We start from the raw sequence: 18034 nt of genomic DNA, 5'->3' as shown, positions 1-18034 counted from the left end.
AGTATAAGATGAGGCACTTTGTAAAAGTTTTAGGAATAAGTATAGTGGGAATTCTTTTTTTGAATTCTTGTAAAAGTAGTCAGTTCTCCGGAACCCATAAACCCATTGCAAAAAGGGTTATTCTTATTGGTTCTGACGGTTTTGGCGCCTATGCCTTTTCTAAGGCCAAAGTGCCTAATCTTAGAAAATTAATGATGGAGGGGGCCTATTCACTAGAGGCACGCTCCGTATTGCCTTCTTCTAGTGCGGTAAATTGGGCTTCCATGATTATGGGATCCGGGCCAGAACTGCACGGATACACGGAATGGGGCAGTAAAACACCAGAATTACCTTCTAGAATCATAGGGAAAGGTAATATATATCCTACCATTTTTAGTGTTTTGGACGAACAACGTCCAAAAGCAAAAAAAGGGGTTTCCTATACTTGGGGTGGTATTGGGTACTTGTTCGAAAAGAACATGGTAGAGCTCGATTTTAATGGGAAAACCGACAAAGAAACCGTCGCCAAAGCCATGAAATTTGTGGTAAAGGAAAAACCTATGTTAACCTTTATCCATTTGACACATCCAGATAATGAAGGTCATGAAGTGGGCCACGGAACACCGGAATACTATAAAGCCGTAGAAGGGGTAGATGCCCTTGTTGGAGATATTGTAGCTACCCTAGAAAAGAAAGGCATGTTAGATGATACGATTCTGATTTTTAGTTCCGATCACGGTGGTATAAATAAGGGACATGGCGGAAAAACATTGGCCGAGGTAGAAATTCCATGGATCATATACGGGAAAGGCATTTCTGCCAAAGGGAAATTGTCCTCTAGTATTGTCACCTATGATACTGCTGCTACGATTGCCTATGCCTTAGGATTACAAATACCCGATTTTTGGAGAGGAAAACCTGTAAAAGAAGCATTTATAAATGAAAAGTAACCACCTTTTAACCGCTTTTTTGACGATGACCCTTTTGGTAGGATGTAAGTCAAAAAAAGAAGACCAAGAAGTAAAAACCGCAACCCCTAATATTGTCTTGTTTTTTGTAGATGATATGGGATGGCAAGATACTTCGGTTCCCTTTTGGGATAAAACCACCGAATTTAATGAGTTGTACCATACCCCTAATATGGAGCGTTTGGCAAAGGAGGGGATGAAATTTACCCAAGCCTATGCGACGGCCGTTTGTACGCCTACGCGCGTAAGCTTGATGACAGGGATGAATGCCGCTAGGCATAGGGTTACCAATTGGACCTTGAAAAAAGATCAATTGCAGCCCATGGAAGTAAACCACAAGACTCTAAGCTTTCCGGAATGGAATGTAAATGGATTAAGTCCAGTGGCGGGCATAGATAAAGCGGTTCATGCTACTATATTACCGCAACTACTTCAAGAAGCAGGTTATTTTACAATACATACGGGAAAAGCTCATTTTGGAGCAATAGGAACTCCAGGAGAGGATCCTTTAAACATAGGTTTCGATGTCAATATTGCCGGTCACGCGGCAGGCGCTCCGGAAAGTTATTACGGGACCGAAAATTTTGGCAATGGTAAAAAAGGCAAGGAAGAATGGGCAGTCCCAGGTCTGGAAAAATACCACGGGAAAGATATCAATCTTACGGAGGCCCTAACCATAGAGGCTAAGGAGGCTATGGATATTGCGGGGAACAAAAAGGAGCCTTTCTTTTTATATATGTCACATTATGCAGTGCATATCCCTATTATGGCCGATGATCGTTTTGTGCAAAAATATTACGATATGGGTATAGATTCTACCGAAGCCAAATACGCGTCCTTGGTAGAAGGTATGGATAAGAGTTTAGGTGATATTATGGATTACCTAGAAGAAAAGAAATTAGCAGAGAACACCATTATCCTTTTTATGTCAGACAATGGAGGTTTAAGCGTTCATGCTAGGGGAGGAGAAAAAAACACCCATAACAAACCGCTTAACAGTGGGAAAGGCTCGGCCTATGAAGGTGGAATTCGCGAGCCTATGATCGTGAAATGGCCAGGGAAAGTAACGCCTAATTCGGTGAGTAAGGAACAGGTGATTATAGAGGATTTTTATCCCTCAATTTTAGAGATGGCCGGGATTAAAAAAGCAACAACCATTCAGGAGGTAGACGGACTTAGTTTTGTGCCTGCGCTGACCGATACTACTTTTAACAATTCTGAAAGACCGCTTTTTTGGCATTACCCTAACGAGTGGGGGCCATCGGGACCAGGAATAGGGGCCTCTAGTACTGTTCGTTTGGGCGATTGGAAGTATATCTATTACCACAAGGACGGCAAGATGGAGTTGTTTAACCTTAAAGAGGATATCGGAGAAACCAAAAACTTGATCGACCAAAAGCCTGAAAAAGGCAAAGAATTGGCCAAGGTGTTATCGGATCATTTAAGAAAAGTAAACGCTCAAATGCCGGCTCATAAAAGTACTGGGAAACAAGTAGCTTTTCCCGATGAACTTTTGTAATAATAAATTGAATAAACAGTAATTACGAACAATAAAATAAGCCACGGAAATTAATAATGCAAGGGCGTTTTAAATTCTGTATTGGCAGTATAAGGAATTATTTTAAATGGATTTACAACTTAAGGACAAGGTAATAATAGTGACGGGTGGTTCAAAAGGGATCGGTGAAGGGATTTCTACTGTTTTAGCTAATGAAGGAGCCATTCCGGTGATTATCGGAAGAGACAAGAAAAGTGTTGCTAAGGCCGTGGCAGCCATAGAAGAAAATGGCGGAAAGGCATATTCTGCCATTGCAGAACTTACCGATCCCGAACAATGTAAGGCAGCGGTAACCCGTACCTTGGAAAAATTCGGTACCATTGATGGATTGGTGAACAATGCGGGAGTAAACGATGGCGTAAGCTTGGAAAATGGCAATTATGATGATTTTTTAAAATCTGTAAACCGTAACCTTACCCACTATTATATGATGGCCCATTATGCCTTGCCGGCATTAAAAAAGAGTAAGGGGGCTATTGTCAATATTGGATCCAAAACCTCGGTTACCGGCCAGGGAGGGACATCGGGATATGCAGCTTCAAACGGAGGTAGAAATGCCCTGACACGGGAATGGGCAGTAGAATTGCTGCCGTATAGTGTTCGGGTGAATGCGGTTATTGTGGCCGAGTGTTTTACGCCCCTTTATTCCAGGTGGATACAAACTTTTGAAAATCCAGAAGAAAAATTAAACGAGATTACCAAGAACATCCCCTTGGAAAACAGAATGACTACTTCCGAAGAAATAGGTAATACTGTTGCTTTTTTATTGTCAAACAGATCGAGCCATACTACAGGACAATTACTGTTTGTAGATGGCGGATATACTCATTTAGATAGATCCATAACATAAATCAAACCCTATATTTATAGCTAAAAAAAATTAAGCCGATGAAAAACACTGAACAACCCCCTGTGGTATCCAAAAAAGTACTGATCCCTTTTATTTTAATAACCTCTTTGTTTGCCTTATGGGGATTTGCCAATGCGGTTACGGATCCTATGGTTCAAGCTTTTAAAAAGGTATTAGAACTGTCTAACTCACAGGCAGCTTGGGTACAAATGGCTTTTTACGGAGGGTATTTTTGCATGGCTTTGCCTGCAGCGCTCTTTGTACGAAAGTACTCTTATAAGGTAGGGGTTTTAATAGGCCTGGCATTGTATGCCGTTGGGGCCTTGTTGTTCTATCCTGCCGCTATTACAGAACAATTTTGGTTTTTTTGTTTGGGACTCTATGTACTGACCTTTGGCTTAGCGTTCTTAGAAACCACGGCCAACCCTTATATTTTGGCTATGGGAGCTCCGGAAACGGCAACCCAACGCCTAAATTTAGCGCAAGCCTTTAATCCGGTCGGCCTCCTATTGGGGCTATTAGTGGCCCAGCAGTTTGTGCTTAAAAATTTGCAGTCCGACGATATAGAAAATTACAGCGCCTTGGCAGAAACCAAGAAAGCCTTGATCAGGACTTCCGACCTTATGGTTATTAGGGATCCATACGTGGTATTGGGGCTGGTTATCATGGCCGTTTTTGTACTGATTGTAATTAGTAAAATGCCACAGGCTAAAGAAGAAGGGGGGATTCCAAGTTTAGGGGACACCTTTAAAGGCTTGTTCCAAAACAAAAAATATGTATTGGGAGTGTTGGCGCAAATATTATATGTAGGGGCACAAATAATGTGCTGGACGTACATTTATCAGTATGCCGAAGCTATTGGAATGGCTGCCGAAGATGCCGCCAATTATCAATTCATTGCCTTTATCCTGTTCTTGGTAGGTAGAATTATAGGGACCTGGTTATTGCGTTTTTTAAGCCCAGGAAAACTACTAATGTATTTTGGAGTTTTAGCAATGGTGGCTTGTTTAGGAACCATTTATATCCAAGGAATAGGCGGTCTTTATTCGTTGGTAGGAGTATCTTTTTGTATGTCTTTAATGTTCCCGACAATTTACGGGATAGCCTTAAATGGTCTTAACGAAGAAGAATCTAAAATTGGTGCAGCCGGATTGGTAATGGCCATTGTAGGGGGAGCTTTAATGCCACAATGGCAAGCCATGATCATCGATGCCGGTGGAAGCGGCGTAAACGACCTAACTATTATGGGAGTGGCAGAGGTTAATTTCTCCTTTGTTTTGCCATTATTGTGTTTCCTGTACATTTCATGGTACGGGTTAAAGGTGTTTAAAAATTATGAAGCCTAAGGGCAAGAAAGAAGCATATCATAAAATAGTAGTATAGTTAGTATAAAATGAGTCAGAAGGAAATAAAAATAAACCCCAAATATCCGTCGGTCACCGACTTGAGGAATAGGGCGCAAAAACGGATTCCGAAATTCGCTTTTGAATATTTAGACGGGGGTTGTAATGAAGACGTAAACCTTCATAAAAATACAGCCGAAATTAGGGATGTAGAGCTGTTGCCTTACTATCTGAGCAAACATACGGGCTCTCAAATGAAAACAGAACTGTTTGGCCATGTATACGATGCGCCTTTCGGTATCGCACCGGTAGGGTTACAGGGACTAATGTGGCCCAATGCTCCAGAAATTCTGGCAAAAGCTGCCTTTGAACACAATGTACCCTTTATCTTAAGTACGGTTACCACTAGTAGTATAGAGCGTATTAGTGAAATAACAGAAGGGAAGTCGTGGTTTCAACTTTACCATCCTGCCGAAGATCGCCTTCGGGACGATATTATTAAAAGAGCTGAAGCGGCAGAATGTCCGGTATTGGTAATTCTTTGTGATGTGCCTACTTTTGGGTTTCGCCCTAGGGATATTAGAAACGGACTGGCAATGCCTCCAAAAATGTCTGTAAAGAATATTCTTCAGGTATTGGGAAAACCTAGCTGGGCCTTGGAAACCTTAAAGCACGGACAACCAAATTTTGAGACTCTAAAACCTTATATGCCCAAAGGATTAGATTTGGCACAACTAGGGAAGTTTATGGACCAAACCTTTTCTGGCCGCTTAAACGAAGAAAAAATTAAACCGATCCGCGATATGTGGAAAGGGAAGTTGGTGCTAAAAGGTGTAGCCAATGAAGCCGATGTGGAAAAGGCCATCCAGTTAGGAATAGATGGGGTGATCGTTTCTAACCACGGTGGACGGCAGTTAGATGCCGGGGAATCTACCATAAAACCCTTAACGCGCATAGCAGCCAAATACGGGGACCAGATAAAAGTAATGATGGATAGCGGATTGCGTTCAGGACCGGATATTGCCAGATCAATGGCTAGTGGTGCTCAATTTACCTTTATGGGGCGCTCGTTTATGTATGGAGTGGCTGCCTTGGGAGCAAAAGGAGGAGACCATACCATCTCTCTTTTAAAAACAGAACTGCAACAGGTTATGGAGCAGATTTGCTGTGAAGAAGTAAAGGATTTTCCAAACCACCTTATATAATAAATGTTTTAAATACCCATGGATAAACAACAGCAGATGAATGTAAAATATTATCAATAATCTCTTAAGGTATTGGTGATTTTATCAAATAAATTTTACATTTGCCTGCCCAGTTATTCGATGGGTATTAATGGCCTCATAGTTCAACGGATAGAATAGAAGTTTCCTAAACTTTAGATCCAAGTTCGATTCTTGGTGAGGTCACGAACAACTGTGCGAAGCACGACAAGCGTAGCTTGTGAATCGAAGCCCGTGAGCGGAGTCGAACGGGATTCTTGGTGAGATGCTTTTTACTGTTAAATCAGTTTATTTTATTTGTAATAAGCTGATTTACAGTATTAGTTTTTATATTTCAATCGGTATCATCTGATATGAAGCATTCGAGATCCAAGATCGTCAACTTTTTTTTTTCAATAGTTTCTTACTTAGCTTAAGGTTACTCGTTTTGGAGTTCTAAGATGGAGAGATTGCGTATGATTTAACTTTAGGCTCAACCAGTACCTTAACGAAGTGAATTCCGAACGTTCCATTATTTTTAAGAATTAAGGGCAGAGGATAGACGTATAACACCATAGCTATTCAAATCTATATTTCTGGGGAAGAACAGAGTTGAGAATTATACCTTAAAGGACATTCTCAAGTGTCACAACACCAAATATTTCAAAAACTTCATCACAATACGTCACAACTTTATAGTATTGGGCAAAGGTATATCCTACTTTTGTTAAGGCTGCATAACTACATTGGGTAACACCGCACATATCTTATAAATGTCACCAAAAGACAGAGAATATTCGTTATTTTTAAGAATCCCAACAAAAATATCCCACGGATTATTTTATTGAAGAGATAAGGAAAAAGATGAAAAATTGGCTGTGTCAATATTTTTATCAAACTTGCGGATCCTTATAATTATAAACAACCCAAAACTAGAATGTCAAAATTATTTATAGCAATACTGTTTTTTATTACACCTATTACGTTATTTTCGGAAGATACGGTTAAAGTAGATAGTATAGAACAACCCTTATACAGGCCATTAATCGAAAGATATATTCTTGATGAAATAAAAAGTATAAGACAGGAAAACCAAAGCTTGAAAGCACAGGTTACAAAACAGATTTCTGAAGCTAAATTAGAGTCATCAGATAGAGCTATTAATTACACCACCAGCACCGTAAATAATATTTTTTATATAATTACTGCAGCAGCATCATTATTGGTTCTTTTAGGTTGGCGTTCTTTGAATGATATAAAAAAGAGCCTAAAAATTGATATGGCAAAGAAAATTCAAACGCTTACTTCAGACTATGAAAGTCGTTTACAACAGATTGAGGTGAAAATGACGGAGCGTTCGAAAGTCATTATAGAAACACAAAAAAATATAACAGATACAAATTCAATTCACTCTTTATGGATGCGTGCTGGACTAGAAAAAGGGGACGAGGACAAGATTTCGGTATATGATGAAATTTTAAGTATAAAACCAGATGATATTGAAGCTATAACTTATAAGGCTGATGCATTACTAGAAATAGGAGAAGTACGCTGGGCATTAAATCTTACAAATCACGCTATTGAGCTTGACAAGGAGTATGCTCTGGCATACTGGCAGCGCGCCTGTGCTTATTCACAACTTGATAAACAGACTGAAGCGTTAAAAGATATAAAAAAGGCACTTGAATTGTCCGACACCCTGGAAGACGAACTGCTAAATGAAAAGCATTTTGAAAATTTACATGATAACAAATCTTTTAAATTATTAATCCCTAAGTCATAATTATAAGAATATTCGAGTGTTGTGAAACCGCAATGTTGAGTGGTATATTGATAGGTTTGAAACCAAAAATCTCTTAGGATCAATATAGGCGTTTATATGAATTCTGTAGGATATAGGGTGATTTTAAAGCCAACGAAAGTAAATCAGGATCTTTATTTCTAGAATAGATAAAGATCCTTTTTAGAATGTAATTACGAGGTCTCAGAAAAATGCATAGAAAGAAAAAGAATAAGCGATGCAACTTAAGAGGACAGTCTATTTAATTTTGTAAATTGTATTATAACGATTTACAAAAAAAAATGAAATGCTATACAAGCTATATCCTTTACTGCTGCAATTTCCAATAGGCACACGAAACCCAGATGACAATGATCCTATCGATCTTACAAGCGCATTTGATGTCATTGTATATATTATTCTGCCTATATTACTGGTCATCTTTTATATCCTTTGGAGGAAAAAGAGGAAGAAGAATAAGAAATAAAATTAAAATGGCCTGAAGCTTTAAGTTAACTTGCTTAATTGTTCCTTATTTAAAATGTAAGCGCATAGCATAAAGCTTCCTGTTTCGAATTTATGGAACGCTTACTTTCCTTTAATAAGATGTCTTGGCATTCGAGAATTACTTTTCAATTCATTTGTAATGAAGGAAAAAAAGCACTCTAAATGCTCACAAATCGTCAAAATGAGATACCACTAGAGAGTGCAACCCAGCCCTTTTAAGAATATAAAATCAGGAACACTCCCAGCAATACTCCACCTAAGGGCACCAGTTTTTTTCGCTTATTTTGTTCCTTAAAAATAAGTCCGCCAATCACTACGGCAATGATAAGCTGACTGCGTTTGATAGCAGAAAGCAACATGATCAAAGCTTCTGGATCTTGTAAGGCTTTAAAATAAAAATAATCGGCAGCTAGCAAAAGTATTCCAACAGCAGGAATACTCCAACGCCATGTAAAGGCCTTTCGTTTTTCGGCATTTGGAAACCATGATATCGATAAAATGACAAGTAAAATTAGGATGACATAAAAACTAAACCAAAAAATTAAGGTTTGTGGGTTTAAATCTAGAGACTGAATAAGGAACTTATCGTACAAGCCGCTGGAAGCGCCTAAAAATGTAGCGGCGATAATGGCAAATATCCATTTGTTCCTTTTAAAATTAATGCCTTCTTTCTTCCCAATTCTAGAATACAACATCATAGAGAAAATAATAACGAAAAAACCAAGCCATTGTAATGGATTAGGTCTTTCATTATAAATAAAAATGGCGCCAATAAAAGTAAAAAAGGGACCGGCAGACCTAATAGGGGTGACAATGGTGATGGGCAAATGTTTTAAAGCCTGATAGGCTAAAATCCAAGAGGCCGCCATAATAGCCGATTTTATAAATATAAAGCCATGAACCTCCCAAGGGATTTCTGGAATAAAAAATCCGTTGGCCTTACTGTATTCGGGGAGAAAAACAGAACTGAAAAATAAAGGTAAAATAAATATGAAGCCCGAGCCAATAGTTCCTAATAGCACCGGAAATACCTCATTGCCTTGAACAGCATGTTTTTTACATAAATTGTGTAATCCTAAAAAAAGCGCGGCTAAAAGCCCTAAATACATCCACATCGCGCGAAGATAAGCTTATTTTAGTACATTGAAAATGCGGTATACTGTGCTTCATATAGCTTGTGCATAATATTTTTAGATTAAAAATATTATGCTGTTTTGAGTATGGAATCTCTAGCGTCAAGAAGCCTTGGATGCTATATCCTTAAATTGTAATCAAGAAAAAAAGTTAGGGAGCGCTATGCTGGTGGTGGCAAAAAATAACAAAGGCCGTAAAACGACCAGCTTTAAATTCAAGCGCCTTATAAATATCCTTTTTTGGGCGTTAAGCGATTAAATCTTCAGAATTGTATAACTTGCCCCAAAGTTAGAATCTGCCACACCGTAATTTTATCCGAATGGAAAAAAAGACAAAAAATGTATTTGTACAAGGACCTATAAGTCCAGAGTTCATTGCCAATTCCATCGCCAAGCACCAATCTAAAACCGGCATAGGTGCCCATAATATATTTTTGGGTCAAGTAAGAGCGGATATAATCGAAGACCGAGAGGTTGCCGCTATAGAATACACGGCCTATGAGGAAATGGCCAATCAGAAATTCCACGAAATAAGAGAGGGTGCCTTTGCTAAATTTCAGCTGAGCTGTATGCATATTTATCACAGCCTTGGAAGGGTAAATGCCGGTGAATTATGTTTGTTCGTATTTGTATCTGCCCCTCATAGAAAAGAAGTCTTTGATGCCTTGAACCATATTGTCGAGGAAATAAAAAAGCAAGTGCCTATATTTGGAAAGGAACTTTTTAAGGACGATTCTTATCAATGGAAAGTAAATAAGTAAGCGAAATGGTAGACATCACTCATAAAAAAGCTACGGTACGTACGGCAATAGCCCAAGCGATAGTACAAGTAAGTTCGGAAGAAACTATAACGGCCATAAAAAATAATACGGTACCCAAGGGCGATGTATTTGCTATGAGTAAGGCCGCCGGTTTGTTAGGTGTGAAAAAAACGGCCGATCTTCTTCCAGATTGTCACCCAATGCCAATAGAATACACCGATATTTCGTATACCATCAATGGCTTACAAATACAAGTGCTCATTACCGTAAAGACCATCTATAAAACCGGGGTCGAAGTAGAAGCGATGCACGGGGCCAGTATTGTAGCCCTAAATATGTACGACATGCTAAAACCTATAGATAAGGGTGTTGAGATTCAGAATATTAAGCTCCTCAAGAAAACAGGGGGAAAGTCAGACATAGGGGTGAGTGCCTAGATGTTTTTTTGACTAAATATTATTAAGTGCTTAACAACTTTTTAGCACAATTCTCTATTATCTTTGTAGAATGCAAAAGTCTGGTAAAATAGGTTTCTGTAAATTCATGTTGCTTATACTGTTCTTAAGTATAGGTCATATTGCTATGGCGTCGACTTCCGTGGCAAACGATGTCGTGGAAAATTTTCCAGGAGAAATTCAAAAAGATCACTCTTTAGTAGATCAAGCATTACTCCACCGAGGCAATATTTATAACATTTCAGGTACTTACGAAATACCTGCTGTCAATCAATTCAATAGGGATTTCAAGGTTTTTTTACATAGCATAAAGCCTGGATACTATCTGTCTTTTAGACAACCTATTGTTAAAATGGACGCCAAGCAGCCTGTGTCGGTCAGCTTGGATACCTTTACTATCATTTATCCCTTTCACACTTTTTTCTAAACTATTCCCATAATTTAATTCAGGGTCTCAAACATTCGGTTTTGGGCCGGGCAAGGGCATCCACTGTTAATCATTATTAACAATGGCCTGCTGCTATTTCAAATTTTAAGAATAATAATTTTAGAAAAATAATATACAAATGAATACATCACTGTTGTTAATATCCGGGATACTGGTATTGTGTACCTTTTTACCTTTTTTACTGTTTAATAAAGCGGGGAAAAGCGATATAAAAATAATGTCTAAGCAGTTTAAGCAAGTGGCAGAAGAAGCAAACTTAAAACTTGACGTTAAAGAAAATTGGGGAAATTCCATGATCGGAATCGATAAAGTCCAGAACAAACTGGTATTTTCAAAAATAAAGGATGGCGTGCCTTTAACCCAGCTAATTTCTATCCATGAGATCGATAAATGCGAAATAATTACAAAAACAAAATTAAAAAGGATTAATTCCAAAAGGGAATCTGTGTTAGAAGAACTGTATTTAGAACTTAGTTTTAAAGCGCAGGACAAGAATAACGTTGTTCTTGGTTTTTACGACAATCAGGACATTTACGGCGAAGATTTTGAGGTAAAAAGAGCCCAGAAATGGAGTGAGCTTATCAATGTTGGCTTGGTCATTAGTACTGCCCGTAAAGCGGTAGCGTAATTTTTTCGCCCATTCAATTTATAAAAATCCCCGGCCCCGCTGGGGATTTTTGTTTGAGGACCCCTTATTTTCTCAAACCAATCTAGGGGAATTTCATATTTCTATAACTTTTTTGGATCATCATTTGGGCGTTCCCTCCTTTGTCGGGCGGGCCTTTGGCTATATCCCTTGCGCTGCTGCGGGGATGCCGCCGCAGTCCCTAACGCGGATATAGCTGTGCATTTAGGAATCTGAGAAGTCTATTTTAGGGGCCTCTTGGCCCAAATTTCATGTAAGGGGTCGCCTTTACTGCTTTTTCCGCTGTGGTACCATTCATTGGCAATTACCTTATATTGAAAGCTAAGCACAGCCCCGGCCCTGGAATTGTCTCTGGAGAAGAAAGCGATGTTTTCTGTATACACACCGTCTTGGGCTGTATACGTGCCCCCACCACTACCCAAAAAAGCCATGGTGCCCGTATGGAAGGCAATCCATTGAAAATGCCCGTTGATTAAGAATTTCATGGTCTTTCGTGGCCCCGTATTGTCCCAGCGGTTTTCTCCTTCTTCGGTAACTCTCCCGGCTATGAGCCATTTGCCTTCTAGCGCCTGTGGGGTATTAGGAAGAGGCCTAAAGTTCTTCGGACTGGGATCTAACAGGGTCAAAGTGCCTTTTTGTAACGAATAAGGCAGCACTATAGAGGTCAATGAATCTTTTTGGTAGTTAGAGTTGAATTCGAATTGGACCTTCAAGTGGTCGTTTTCGAGAGTGTAATATCCACCCCTGGTAGCTATAAATTTTGCAGGCGAAGTTTGATAGCTGCTGTGGATAAAATAACTACTGTCTATTTTTAATTCATGTTCAATTGTTTTTCCGTTTAATTTTTCAGAATAATAATAAACATTGGAAGGTATTTGCGCCTTGGCACCAAAAAACGAGATAAAGAAAAGAAATAAGAATAGCCGATTTACGTCTAATTTGGTGCACATAGGTCGCTTTTTTTTAAATAAATATAAAATATAATTCTGTAGTAGTCAATTGATTGTGGCTAAAATGGGCTGCTATGTTAAATTTGTGGGTCCTTAGGTGGTAAAAAAAATTAAAACGCTTGTTTTTTCATTTTTTTTGTTTTCATTTGTCACGTCAAATAAGCAGCATATTTTGTTTAGGACAATTGCACTTAGCAGAATTTAATGAACCATTTTTTTATATTGAGACTTGTGGATACTAAGAGGTTTTACTTAGTGCATTCCTATGGTATGGATAGCCAATATTTAAAGCTAATTTCAAGTTTATCTTCAATTGTGTCCAGTCAGCACGAATATTTTTTTGTACCTACTACCAGAAAAGAAATTTTGGTTTAACGGTAATTGTAGTAACTTGTTAAAGTATTTACCTATTTACAATCCATCATATTTTTTGAAATGAACACAAAGTATATTAATCTCATTGATCAAACTTATTATTTTCCGCAAGAAGAGTTTACCTTGGATGGCGATAACCTAAAATTTCATGACATCCCGCTTATGGAATTGGTAGAAAAATACGGTAGTCCATTAAAATTTACCTATCTGCCAAAAATTAGTGATAACATCACTAGAGCAAAGGAGTGGTTTAAGATTTCCATGGAAAAACATAACTATAAAGGTAAATATCATTATTGTTATTGTACAAAAAGTTCCCATTTTAAACCGGTTTTAAACGAAGCTTTAAAAAATGATATCCATATCGAAACCTCTTCGGCATTTGATATTAATATCGTGGAAAAATTAAAGGAAACAGGGAGGATCAAGGATAATACCTATGTTATTTGCAATGGGTTTAAAAGAGATCAATATATTTCCAATATAGCCAGGCTTATCAATAATGGGCATCAGAACTGTATTCCGATCATCGATAACTATGAGGAGATCGATTTGTTGTCCGAAGCTATAAACGATACCTTTAAGGTAGGTATCCGTATTGCTTCTGAGGAAGAGCCTAAATTTGAGTTTTATACCTCTCGTTTGGGAATCGGATATAAAAATATTGTACCTTTTTATGAAAATCAAATCAAGGACAATGATAAGTTAGAGCTTAAAATGCTCCATTTCTTTATCAATACCGGGATCCGTGATAATGCGTATTATTGGAACGAATTGGTAAAGTGTTTGAAGGTGTATATTAGGTTAAAAAAGATTTGCCCTTCCTTGGACAGTCTTAATATTGGCGGTGGTTTCCCGATTAAGAATTCGTTGACCTTCGATTATGATTATCAATATATGATTGATGAGATTATTAATCAAATCAACATATCTTGTGCAGAAGCAGATGTGGCGGTACCTAATATTTTTACCGAATTCGGAAGTTTTACAGTAGGGGAAAGCGGAGGAGCTATCTATGAAATCTTGTATCAAAAGCAACAAAATGACCGTGAGAAGTGGAACATGATCGATTCTTCTTTCATTACTACTTTACCAGATACTTGGGCAATAAACAAACGGTTTATTATGTTGGCGGTGAACCGTTGGCAAGATGAGTACGAACGTGTGTTGTTGGGAGGACTCACCTGTGATAGCGATGATTATTACAACAGTGAGCAAAACATGAACGCGATATACTTGCCAAAGTATAAGAAGGACAAGCCTTTGTATATAGGCTTCTTTAATACTGGCGCTTATCAGGAATCTATTGGGGGTTATGGGGGATTACAACATTGTCTTATCCCACATCCAAAACATATTTTAATAGATAAGGACGAAGAAGGGAATATTTCAACCGAATTATTTAGTGAACAACAAAAGGCAGATGACCTACTACGAATTTTGGGCTATGATATGGGGCAAAAGGAAGAGGTTGTTACTAAGTCAAAGGTGAAGGGTAAAATTGGATCTGACCTATAAAAACAATAAACTTTAAAAAATGATTACAACAAACAATTACGCTGGCATTCCAGACGAGTTTGCGCAATTGGAAAAAGCTAAAGTGGTACTGATTCCAGTACCTTATGATGGAACCAGTTCCTGGGGAAAAGGAGCCGATAAGGGCCCTGATGCCTTTTTGGAAGCATCTGCCAACATGGAACTGTACGATATTGAAACAGGTACAGAAGTATATCAACAAGGAATTTATTTAGCCGATGCCGTAGCCGAAAACAGCTCGCCAGAAGCAATGGTGAATGCCGTGCACAGAACCACCAAGGAATATATTAAACGCAATAAATTCGTTACGATCTTTGGAGGAGAACACTCCATTTCTATAGGGACAATTAAGGCGTTTAACGAATGTTTCGACAACCTTACGGTATTGCATATCGATGCTCATGCCGATTTGAGGAAATCGTATGATGGAACAAAGTATAACCATGCCTGTGCCGTTCATGAAGCAAGCCAAACAACCAACCTTATCCAAGTAGGGATCCGTAGTATGGATGCTATTGAAAAGACCTTTATGGATGAGGAAAAGACCTTTTTTGCCCATGATATGGTCAATGACGAGTATTGGATGGATAAGGCTATTGACCTGATGACAGACAATGTTTTCATTACTTTCGACCTCGATGCTTTAGACCCGTCCATTATGCCTTCGACCGGTACTCCAGAACCAGGCGGATTGTTGTATTATGAGGCTTTAGAGTTCTTAAAACAGGTATTCGAAGACAAGAATGTAGTAGGATTTGACATCGTGGAACTTTGTCCGAACGAACATGAAAGATCGTCCGATTTCCTTGCTGCAAAATTGTATTATAAAATGTTAAGTTATAAATTTATGGGAGAAGCTGTAAACGATGAATATGACAATTCGTATGCAGTAGATTCTAAACAAGTTGGCAATAACCATTCAAAATTTGAAGATGACGAAGAATAAAGGAGCAATCTCCAATTTTATCGAGAAATATTATTTGCATTTTAATGCTGCAGCCTTAGTAGATGCTGCCAAAGGATACGAAGATCAGTTAAAACAAGGGTCCAAAATGTTGGTGTCCTTAGCTGGTGCCATGAGTACAGCGGAAATAGGTAAGATTTTTGCCGAGGTTATCCGTCAGGATAAAGTGCAGATCATTTCTTGTACCGGAGCGAACTTAGAAGAAGATATCATGAACTTAGTGGCACACTCACACTATAAAAGAGTGCCTAATTATCGCGATCTTACACCTCAGGACGAGTGGGATTTGTTAGAGAAAGGCTTAAATAGGGTTACCGATACTTGTATCCCAGAACACGAAGCTTTCCGTAGGTTACAAAAACATATCGTGAAAATTTGGAAAGATGCAGAAGCAGCAGGAGAGCGTTATTTCCCGCACGAATTTATGTATAAGTTGTTGCTTTCTGGTGTCTTGGAAGAATACTACGAAATAGACCTTAAGGACTCTTGGATGTATGCTGCCGCCGAGAAAAACTTGCCTATCGTTTGCCCAGGTTGGGAAGATAGTACTATGGGGAACATCTTTGCTTCTTACGTAGTGAAAGGAGAATTGAAGGCAAGTACGATGAAATCTGGTATCGAGTATATGACCTTTTTAGCAGATTGGTACACGGCCAATTCTCAAAATGGAATCGGGTTTTTCCAAATAGGTGGTGGTATCGCCGGTGATTTCCCGATCTGTGTTGTGCCAATGCTGTATCAGGATCTAGAACGCACAGATACGCCATTCTGGAGTTACTTCTGTCAAATCAGTGACTCTACTACTAGTTATGGTTCCTATTCCGGTGCTGTGCCCAACGAAAAAATAACTTGGGGGAAATTGGATATCAATACGCCCAAATTTATTATCGAAAGTGATGCGACCATCGTGGCTCCATTAGTTTTTGCTTACCTTCTAGATATGTAGTTTATGGATAATTTAAAGAGAGTTATAGTAGACTTTAAAAAGCTGACCCCAGAGGTGCTTAAGCTTTTGGTGGAAAAGTATCCAGATGGATACGATGATTTAAATATCATCTCCTTTAAAAATGCACAAGGAGAACGTATAGAAGCTGTTGAGGTTACAACGGAAGATACCAAATACCTAGTTAAAATTAGTGCCAAGTTAGAAAAAACCATGGCCAATTATGACGAAGATGACTATGAGGATTTTGACGATAATGATCCAGATGCTATTCCCGATGTCGATATCGAAGCAGTAGAGGACGGGGAAGATGATGACTAAATCCCATGTATAAAGTCGTAGCCTTTCATATAGCTTCGTCCTTAAATATAAGACAGTGTAAATCGCTTTTGCCTTTAGAGATCTTATATTCGGACAGTGAGGAGCTTTATTTGAAAAATGGCGATAAGAAGTTTGTTTACATATTTCAATACGGCTTGGTCTCCTTCTTCAATCATTCCGAAAAGGAGATGCAACGCATATTATATTCCTTAAGGGAGCTCTCCAAAGAGGGAGGGTCTCCACAGTTAACGGAAACAATGCAAGTAGAAATTATCGAAGGCCACCAAGAGGTGGCCTTTGATAAAGTAGTTTTACCAAATTTTGATTCCGATTTTATTAGGTTGGTGATGTTAAATACGTCTCATTCTGTAGCCCTGGACAGGTACTCCCTGATCTCTGAAGAGCTGTTGGGAGAAACCAACGAGCATACAAAATATTTAGAACAACACGGAAGGCTTAATATTTCGGGGATTAAATTAAAGCGATTTATAGGGAAGGTGCTGAATATTAAAAATCAGATTACCGAAAACCTGTATATATTTGATGAGCCCGACAGTACTTGGGAAAATGAAAGCCTCAATAAATTAAATGTAGCGCTTAAACAAACGTTCGACCTAAAGAATAGATATCGGAATATTCATGAGCGAATAGAAATTATTAAGGAAAATCTAGGGCTTTTTAAGGATATTTTAGATCATAGGGAAAGCAGTAGGCTAGAATGGATCATTATTATCCTGATTTTAGTAGAGGTCTTAGATCTTTTTGTGCTCCGTTTAATTCGCTAAGCTGTATATTGCCAATAGCCACATTAGATGATGTTTAAATTTAGCCTTTATGAAAAAAGCGCCTTTTCATTTGTCATTGCCCTGTTTGAGCATTTCCAAAACCAAAGAATTTTATGTCCATCTACTAGGAGCGCATCTAGGCCGATTTGCTTCTCATTGGTTAGATATTGATTTGTTTGGAAATCAGATTACCTTTACGAAGGCTGGGGAATTTAATTTTGTATTTAAAACCTATAAATTTGAAAATTCAATGTTGCCGGCTTTTCATTTTGGGGTCATCCTAGATAAAGTAACTTGGGAGAAATGCTATCAGAGAATAGCTGAATCGGAGGTTAAGCTCACCGAAAAAACTCTTTTTTTAGAGAACAAGAGTGGCGAACATACTTCCTTTTTTGTGCAAGATCCAAACGGACATACAATAGAGTTTAAATGCTTTAGTGAGCAAGAAGAAATGTTTAAAGTGTAATCTAATTGCAGCGCACTTAAAAAATTTAATAAATAATTAATGATAAAATAGTGAAGCAAATTCT

Annotated in this window: 18 protein-coding genes and 1 tRNA gene; 17 read left to right on the top strand and 2 right to left on the bottom strand. The window is 38.4% G+C overall.

Annotated elements, in window-relative coordinates:
• Positions 1 to 8: 8 nt before the first annotated feature.
• The 7 genes from HCG49_RS02560 to HCG49_RS02530 all read left to right on the top strand — a co-directional run bounded on the left by HCG49_RS02560 (position 9) and on the right by HCG49_RS02530 (position 7683).
• A complete protein-coding gene (locus tag HCG49_RS02560; RefSeq protein WP_168467993.1) occupies positions 9 to 929 on the top strand; it encodes an alkaline phosphatase in 921 nt (306 codons plus the stop codon).
• The gene (locus tag HCG49_RS02555; RefSeq protein ID WP_168467992.1) at positions 919 to 2466 is read left to right on the top strand and encodes a sulfatase; all 1548 of its coding nucleotides are present in this window, start codon (positions 919 to 921) and stop codon (positions 2464 to 2466) included. Before HCG49_RS02560 ends, HCG49_RS02555 begins: the two co-directional genes overlap by 11 nt.
• 106 nt (positions 2467 to 2572) lie before the next feature.
• Entirely contained in the window at positions 2573 to 3355 is a 783-nt protein-coding gene (locus tag HCG49_RS02550; RefSeq protein ID WP_168467991.1) for an SDR family oxidoreductase, read from the top strand.
• Positions 3356 to 3393: 38 nt separating this feature from the next.
• Positions 3394 to 4701, top strand: coding sequence for an L-fucose:H+ symporter permease (gene fucP / locus HCG49_RS02545; RefSeq protein WP_168467990.1), 1308 nt, complete (start codon positions 3394 to 3396; stop codon positions 4699 to 4701).
• Positions 4702 to 4748: 47 nt separating this feature from the next.
• Positions 4749 to 5903 (top strand): alpha-hydroxy acid oxidase, encoded by a 1155-nt coding sequence (locus HCG49_RS02540; protein WP_168467989.1) that lies wholly within the window; start codon positions 4749 to 4751, stop codon positions 5901 to 5903.
• A gap of 132 nt (positions 5904 to 6035) precedes the next feature.
• Positions 6036 to 6107 (top strand) — tRNA-Arg (locus tag HCG49_RS02535).
• A gap of 730 nt (positions 6108 to 6837) precedes the next feature.
• Positions 6838 to 7683 (top strand): tetratricopeptide repeat protein, encoded by an 846-nt coding sequence (locus HCG49_RS02530; RefSeq protein ID WP_168467988.1) that lies wholly within the window; start codon positions 6838 to 6840, stop codon positions 7681 to 7683.
• Positions 7684 to 8402: 719 nt separating this feature from the next.
• Here the strand turns inward: HCG49_RS02530 and HCG49_RS02525 are convergent.
• Positions 8403 to 9302: an EamA family transporter gene (locus HCG49_RS02525; RefSeq protein ID WP_168467987.1), complete on the bottom strand. Its 900-nt coding sequence runs from the start codon at positions 9300 to 9302 to the stop codon at positions 8403 to 8405.
• A 338-nt stretch (positions 9303 to 9640) separates the two neighbouring features.
• Between HCG49_RS02525 and HCG49_RS02520 the strand changes: the two genes are divergently transcribed.
• The 4 genes from HCG49_RS02520 to HCG49_RS02505 all read left to right on the top strand — a co-directional run bounded on the left by HCG49_RS02520 (position 9641) and on the right by HCG49_RS02505 (position 11612).
• Positions 9641 to 10081 carry a molybdenum cofactor biosynthesis protein MoaE gene (locus tag HCG49_RS02520; protein WP_168467986.1) on the top strand — a complete coding sequence of 147 codons (441 nt, stop codon included), beginning with the start codon at positions 9641 to 9643 and terminating at the stop codon, positions 10079 to 10081.
• 5 nt (positions 10082 to 10086) lie between these two features.
• Complete coding sequence (moaC, locus tag HCG49_RS02515; protein ID WP_168467985.1) at positions 10087 to 10518, top strand: cyclic pyranopterin monophosphate synthase MoaC; 432 nt, start codon at positions 10087 to 10089, stop codon at positions 10516 to 10518.
• Between the two features lie 106 nt (positions 10519 to 10624).
• On the top strand, positions 10625 to 10963 hold the full coding sequence (locus tag HCG49_RS02510) for a hypothetical protein (protein WP_168467984.1): 339 nt from the start codon (positions 10625 to 10627) through the stop codon (positions 10961 to 10963).
• Between the two features lie 139 nt (positions 10964 to 11102).
• Positions 11103 to 11612 (top strand): hypothetical protein, encoded by a 510-nt coding sequence (locus HCG49_RS02505; protein WP_168467983.1) that lies wholly within the window; start codon positions 11103 to 11105, stop codon positions 11610 to 11612.
• Positions 11613 to 11851: 239 nt separating this feature from the next.
• Here HCG49_RS02505 and HCG49_RS02500 read toward each other — a convergent pair whose 3' ends face one another.
• The gene (locus HCG49_RS02500; RefSeq protein ID WP_205764328.1) at positions 11852 to 12580 is read right to left on the bottom strand and encodes a hypothetical protein; all 729 of its coding nucleotides are present in this window, start codon (positions 12578 to 12580) and stop codon (positions 11852 to 11854) included.
• 435 nt (positions 12581 to 13015) lie between these two features.
• Here HCG49_RS02500 and HCG49_RS02495 point away from each other — a divergent pair, with 435 nt between their 5' ends.
• Genes HCG49_RS02495 through HCG49_RS02470 form a run of 6 tightly spaced genes read left to right on the top strand, consistent with a single transcriptional unit; the run spans position 13016 to position 17970 of the window.
• Complete coding sequence (locus HCG49_RS02495; protein WP_168467982.1) at positions 13016 to 14473, top strand: arginine decarboxylase; 1458 nt, start codon at positions 13016 to 13018, stop codon at positions 14471 to 14473.
• Between the two features lie 19 nt (positions 14474 to 14492).
• Complete coding sequence (speB, locus tag HCG49_RS02490) at positions 14493 to 15437, top strand: agmatinase (protein ID WP_168467981.1); 945 nt, start codon at positions 14493 to 14495, stop codon at positions 15435 to 15437.
• Entirely contained in the window at positions 15424 to 16401 is a 978-nt protein-coding gene (locus tag HCG49_RS02485; protein ID WP_168467980.1) for a deoxyhypusine synthase family protein, read from the top strand. The genes speB and HCG49_RS02485 overlap by 14 nt, the downstream gene beginning before the upstream one ends.
• A 3-nt stretch (positions 16402 to 16404) precedes the next feature.
• Positions 16405 to 16719 (top strand): hypothetical protein, encoded by a 315-nt coding sequence (locus HCG49_RS02480; protein ID WP_072765629.1) that lies wholly within the window; start codon positions 16405 to 16407, stop codon positions 16717 to 16719.
• A gap of 5 nt (positions 16720 to 16724) precedes the next feature.
• Complete coding sequence (locus HCG49_RS02475) at positions 16725 to 17504, top strand: RMD1 family protein (protein ID WP_168467979.1); 780 nt, start codon at positions 16725 to 16727, stop codon at positions 17502 to 17504.
• A gap of 49 nt (positions 17505 to 17553) precedes the next feature.
• Positions 17554 to 17970, top strand: a complete 417-nt coding sequence (locus tag HCG49_RS02470; protein ID WP_168467978.1) for a VOC family protein — start codon at positions 17554 to 17556, stop codon at positions 17968 to 17970.
• Positions 17971 to 18034: the final 64 nt, after the last annotated feature.

Origin of the sequence: Arenibacter sp. 6A1, from assembly GCF_012272855.1 — a bacterium.
GTDB lineage: Bacteria > Bacteroidota > Bacteroidia > Flavobacteriales > Flavobacteriaceae > Arenibacter.
Note: the sequence above shows the minus strand (reverse complement) of the source record. Positions and strands in the feature narration are given on the sequence as shown.

Excerpts from the sequence above, each read along its gene's own strand:
- HCG49_RS02560 (WP_168467993.1), top strand. The coding sequence starts at position 9 with ATGAGGCACTTTGTAAAAGTTTTAGGAATAAGTATAGTGGGAATTCTT.
- HCG49_RS02555 (WP_168467992.1), top strand. The coding sequence starts at position 919 with ATGAAAAGTAACCACCTTTTAACCGCTTTTTTGACGATGACCCTTTTG.
- HCG49_RS02550 (WP_168467991.1), top strand. The coding sequence starts at position 2,573 with ATGGATTTACAACTTAAGGACAAGGTAATAATAGTGACGGGTGGTTCA.
- fucP (WP_168467990.1), top strand. The coding sequence starts at position 3,394 with ATGAAAAACACTGAACAACCCCCTGTGGTATCCAAAAAAGTACTGATC.
- HCG49_RS02540 (WP_168467989.1), top strand. The coding sequence starts at position 4,749 with ATGAGTCAGAAGGAAATAAAAATAAACCCCAAATATCCGTCGGTCACC.
- HCG49_RS02530 (WP_168467988.1), top strand. The coding sequence starts at position 6,838 with ATGTCAAAATTATTTATAGCAATACTGTTTTTTATTACACCTATTACG.
- HCG49_RS02525 (WP_168467987.1), bottom strand. The coding sequence starts at position 9,302 with ATGTGGATGTATTTAGGGCTTTTAGCCGCGCTTTTTTTAGGATTACAC.
- HCG49_RS02520 (WP_168467986.1), top strand. The coding sequence starts at position 9,641 with ATGGAAAAAAAGACAAAAAATGTATTTGTACAAGGACCTATAAGTCCA.
- moaC (WP_168467985.1), top strand. The coding sequence starts at position 10,087 with ATGGTAGACATCACTCATAAAAAAGCTACGGTACGTACGGCAATAGCC.
- HCG49_RS02510 (WP_168467984.1), top strand. The coding sequence starts at position 10,625 with ATGTTGCTTATACTGTTCTTAAGTATAGGTCATATTGCTATGGCGTCG.
- HCG49_RS02505 (WP_168467983.1), top strand. The coding sequence starts at position 11,103 with ATGAATACATCACTGTTGTTAATATCCGGGATACTGGTATTGTGTACC.
- HCG49_RS02500 (WP_205764328.1), bottom strand. The coding sequence starts at position 12,580 with ATGTGCACCAAATTAGACGTAAATCGGCTATTCTTATTTCTTTTCTTT.
- HCG49_RS02495 (WP_168467982.1), top strand. The coding sequence starts at position 13,016 with ATGAACACAAAGTATATTAATCTCATTGATCAAACTTATTATTTTCCG.
- speB (WP_168467981.1), top strand. The coding sequence starts at position 14,493 with ATGATTACAACAAACAATTACGCTGGCATTCCAGACGAGTTTGCGCAA.
- HCG49_RS02485 (WP_168467980.1), top strand. The coding sequence starts at position 15,424 with ATGACGAAGAATAAAGGAGCAATCTCCAATTTTATCGAGAAATATTAT.
- HCG49_RS02480 (WP_072765629.1), top strand. The coding sequence starts at position 16,405 with ATGGATAATTTAAAGAGAGTTATAGTAGACTTTAAAAAGCTGACCCCA.
- HCG49_RS02475 (WP_168467979.1), top strand. The coding sequence starts at position 16,725 with ATGTATAAAGTCGTAGCCTTTCATATAGCTTCGTCCTTAAATATAAGA.
- HCG49_RS02470 (WP_168467978.1), top strand. The coding sequence starts at position 17,554 with ATGAAAAAAGCGCCTTTTCATTTGTCATTGCCCTGTTTGAGCATTTCC.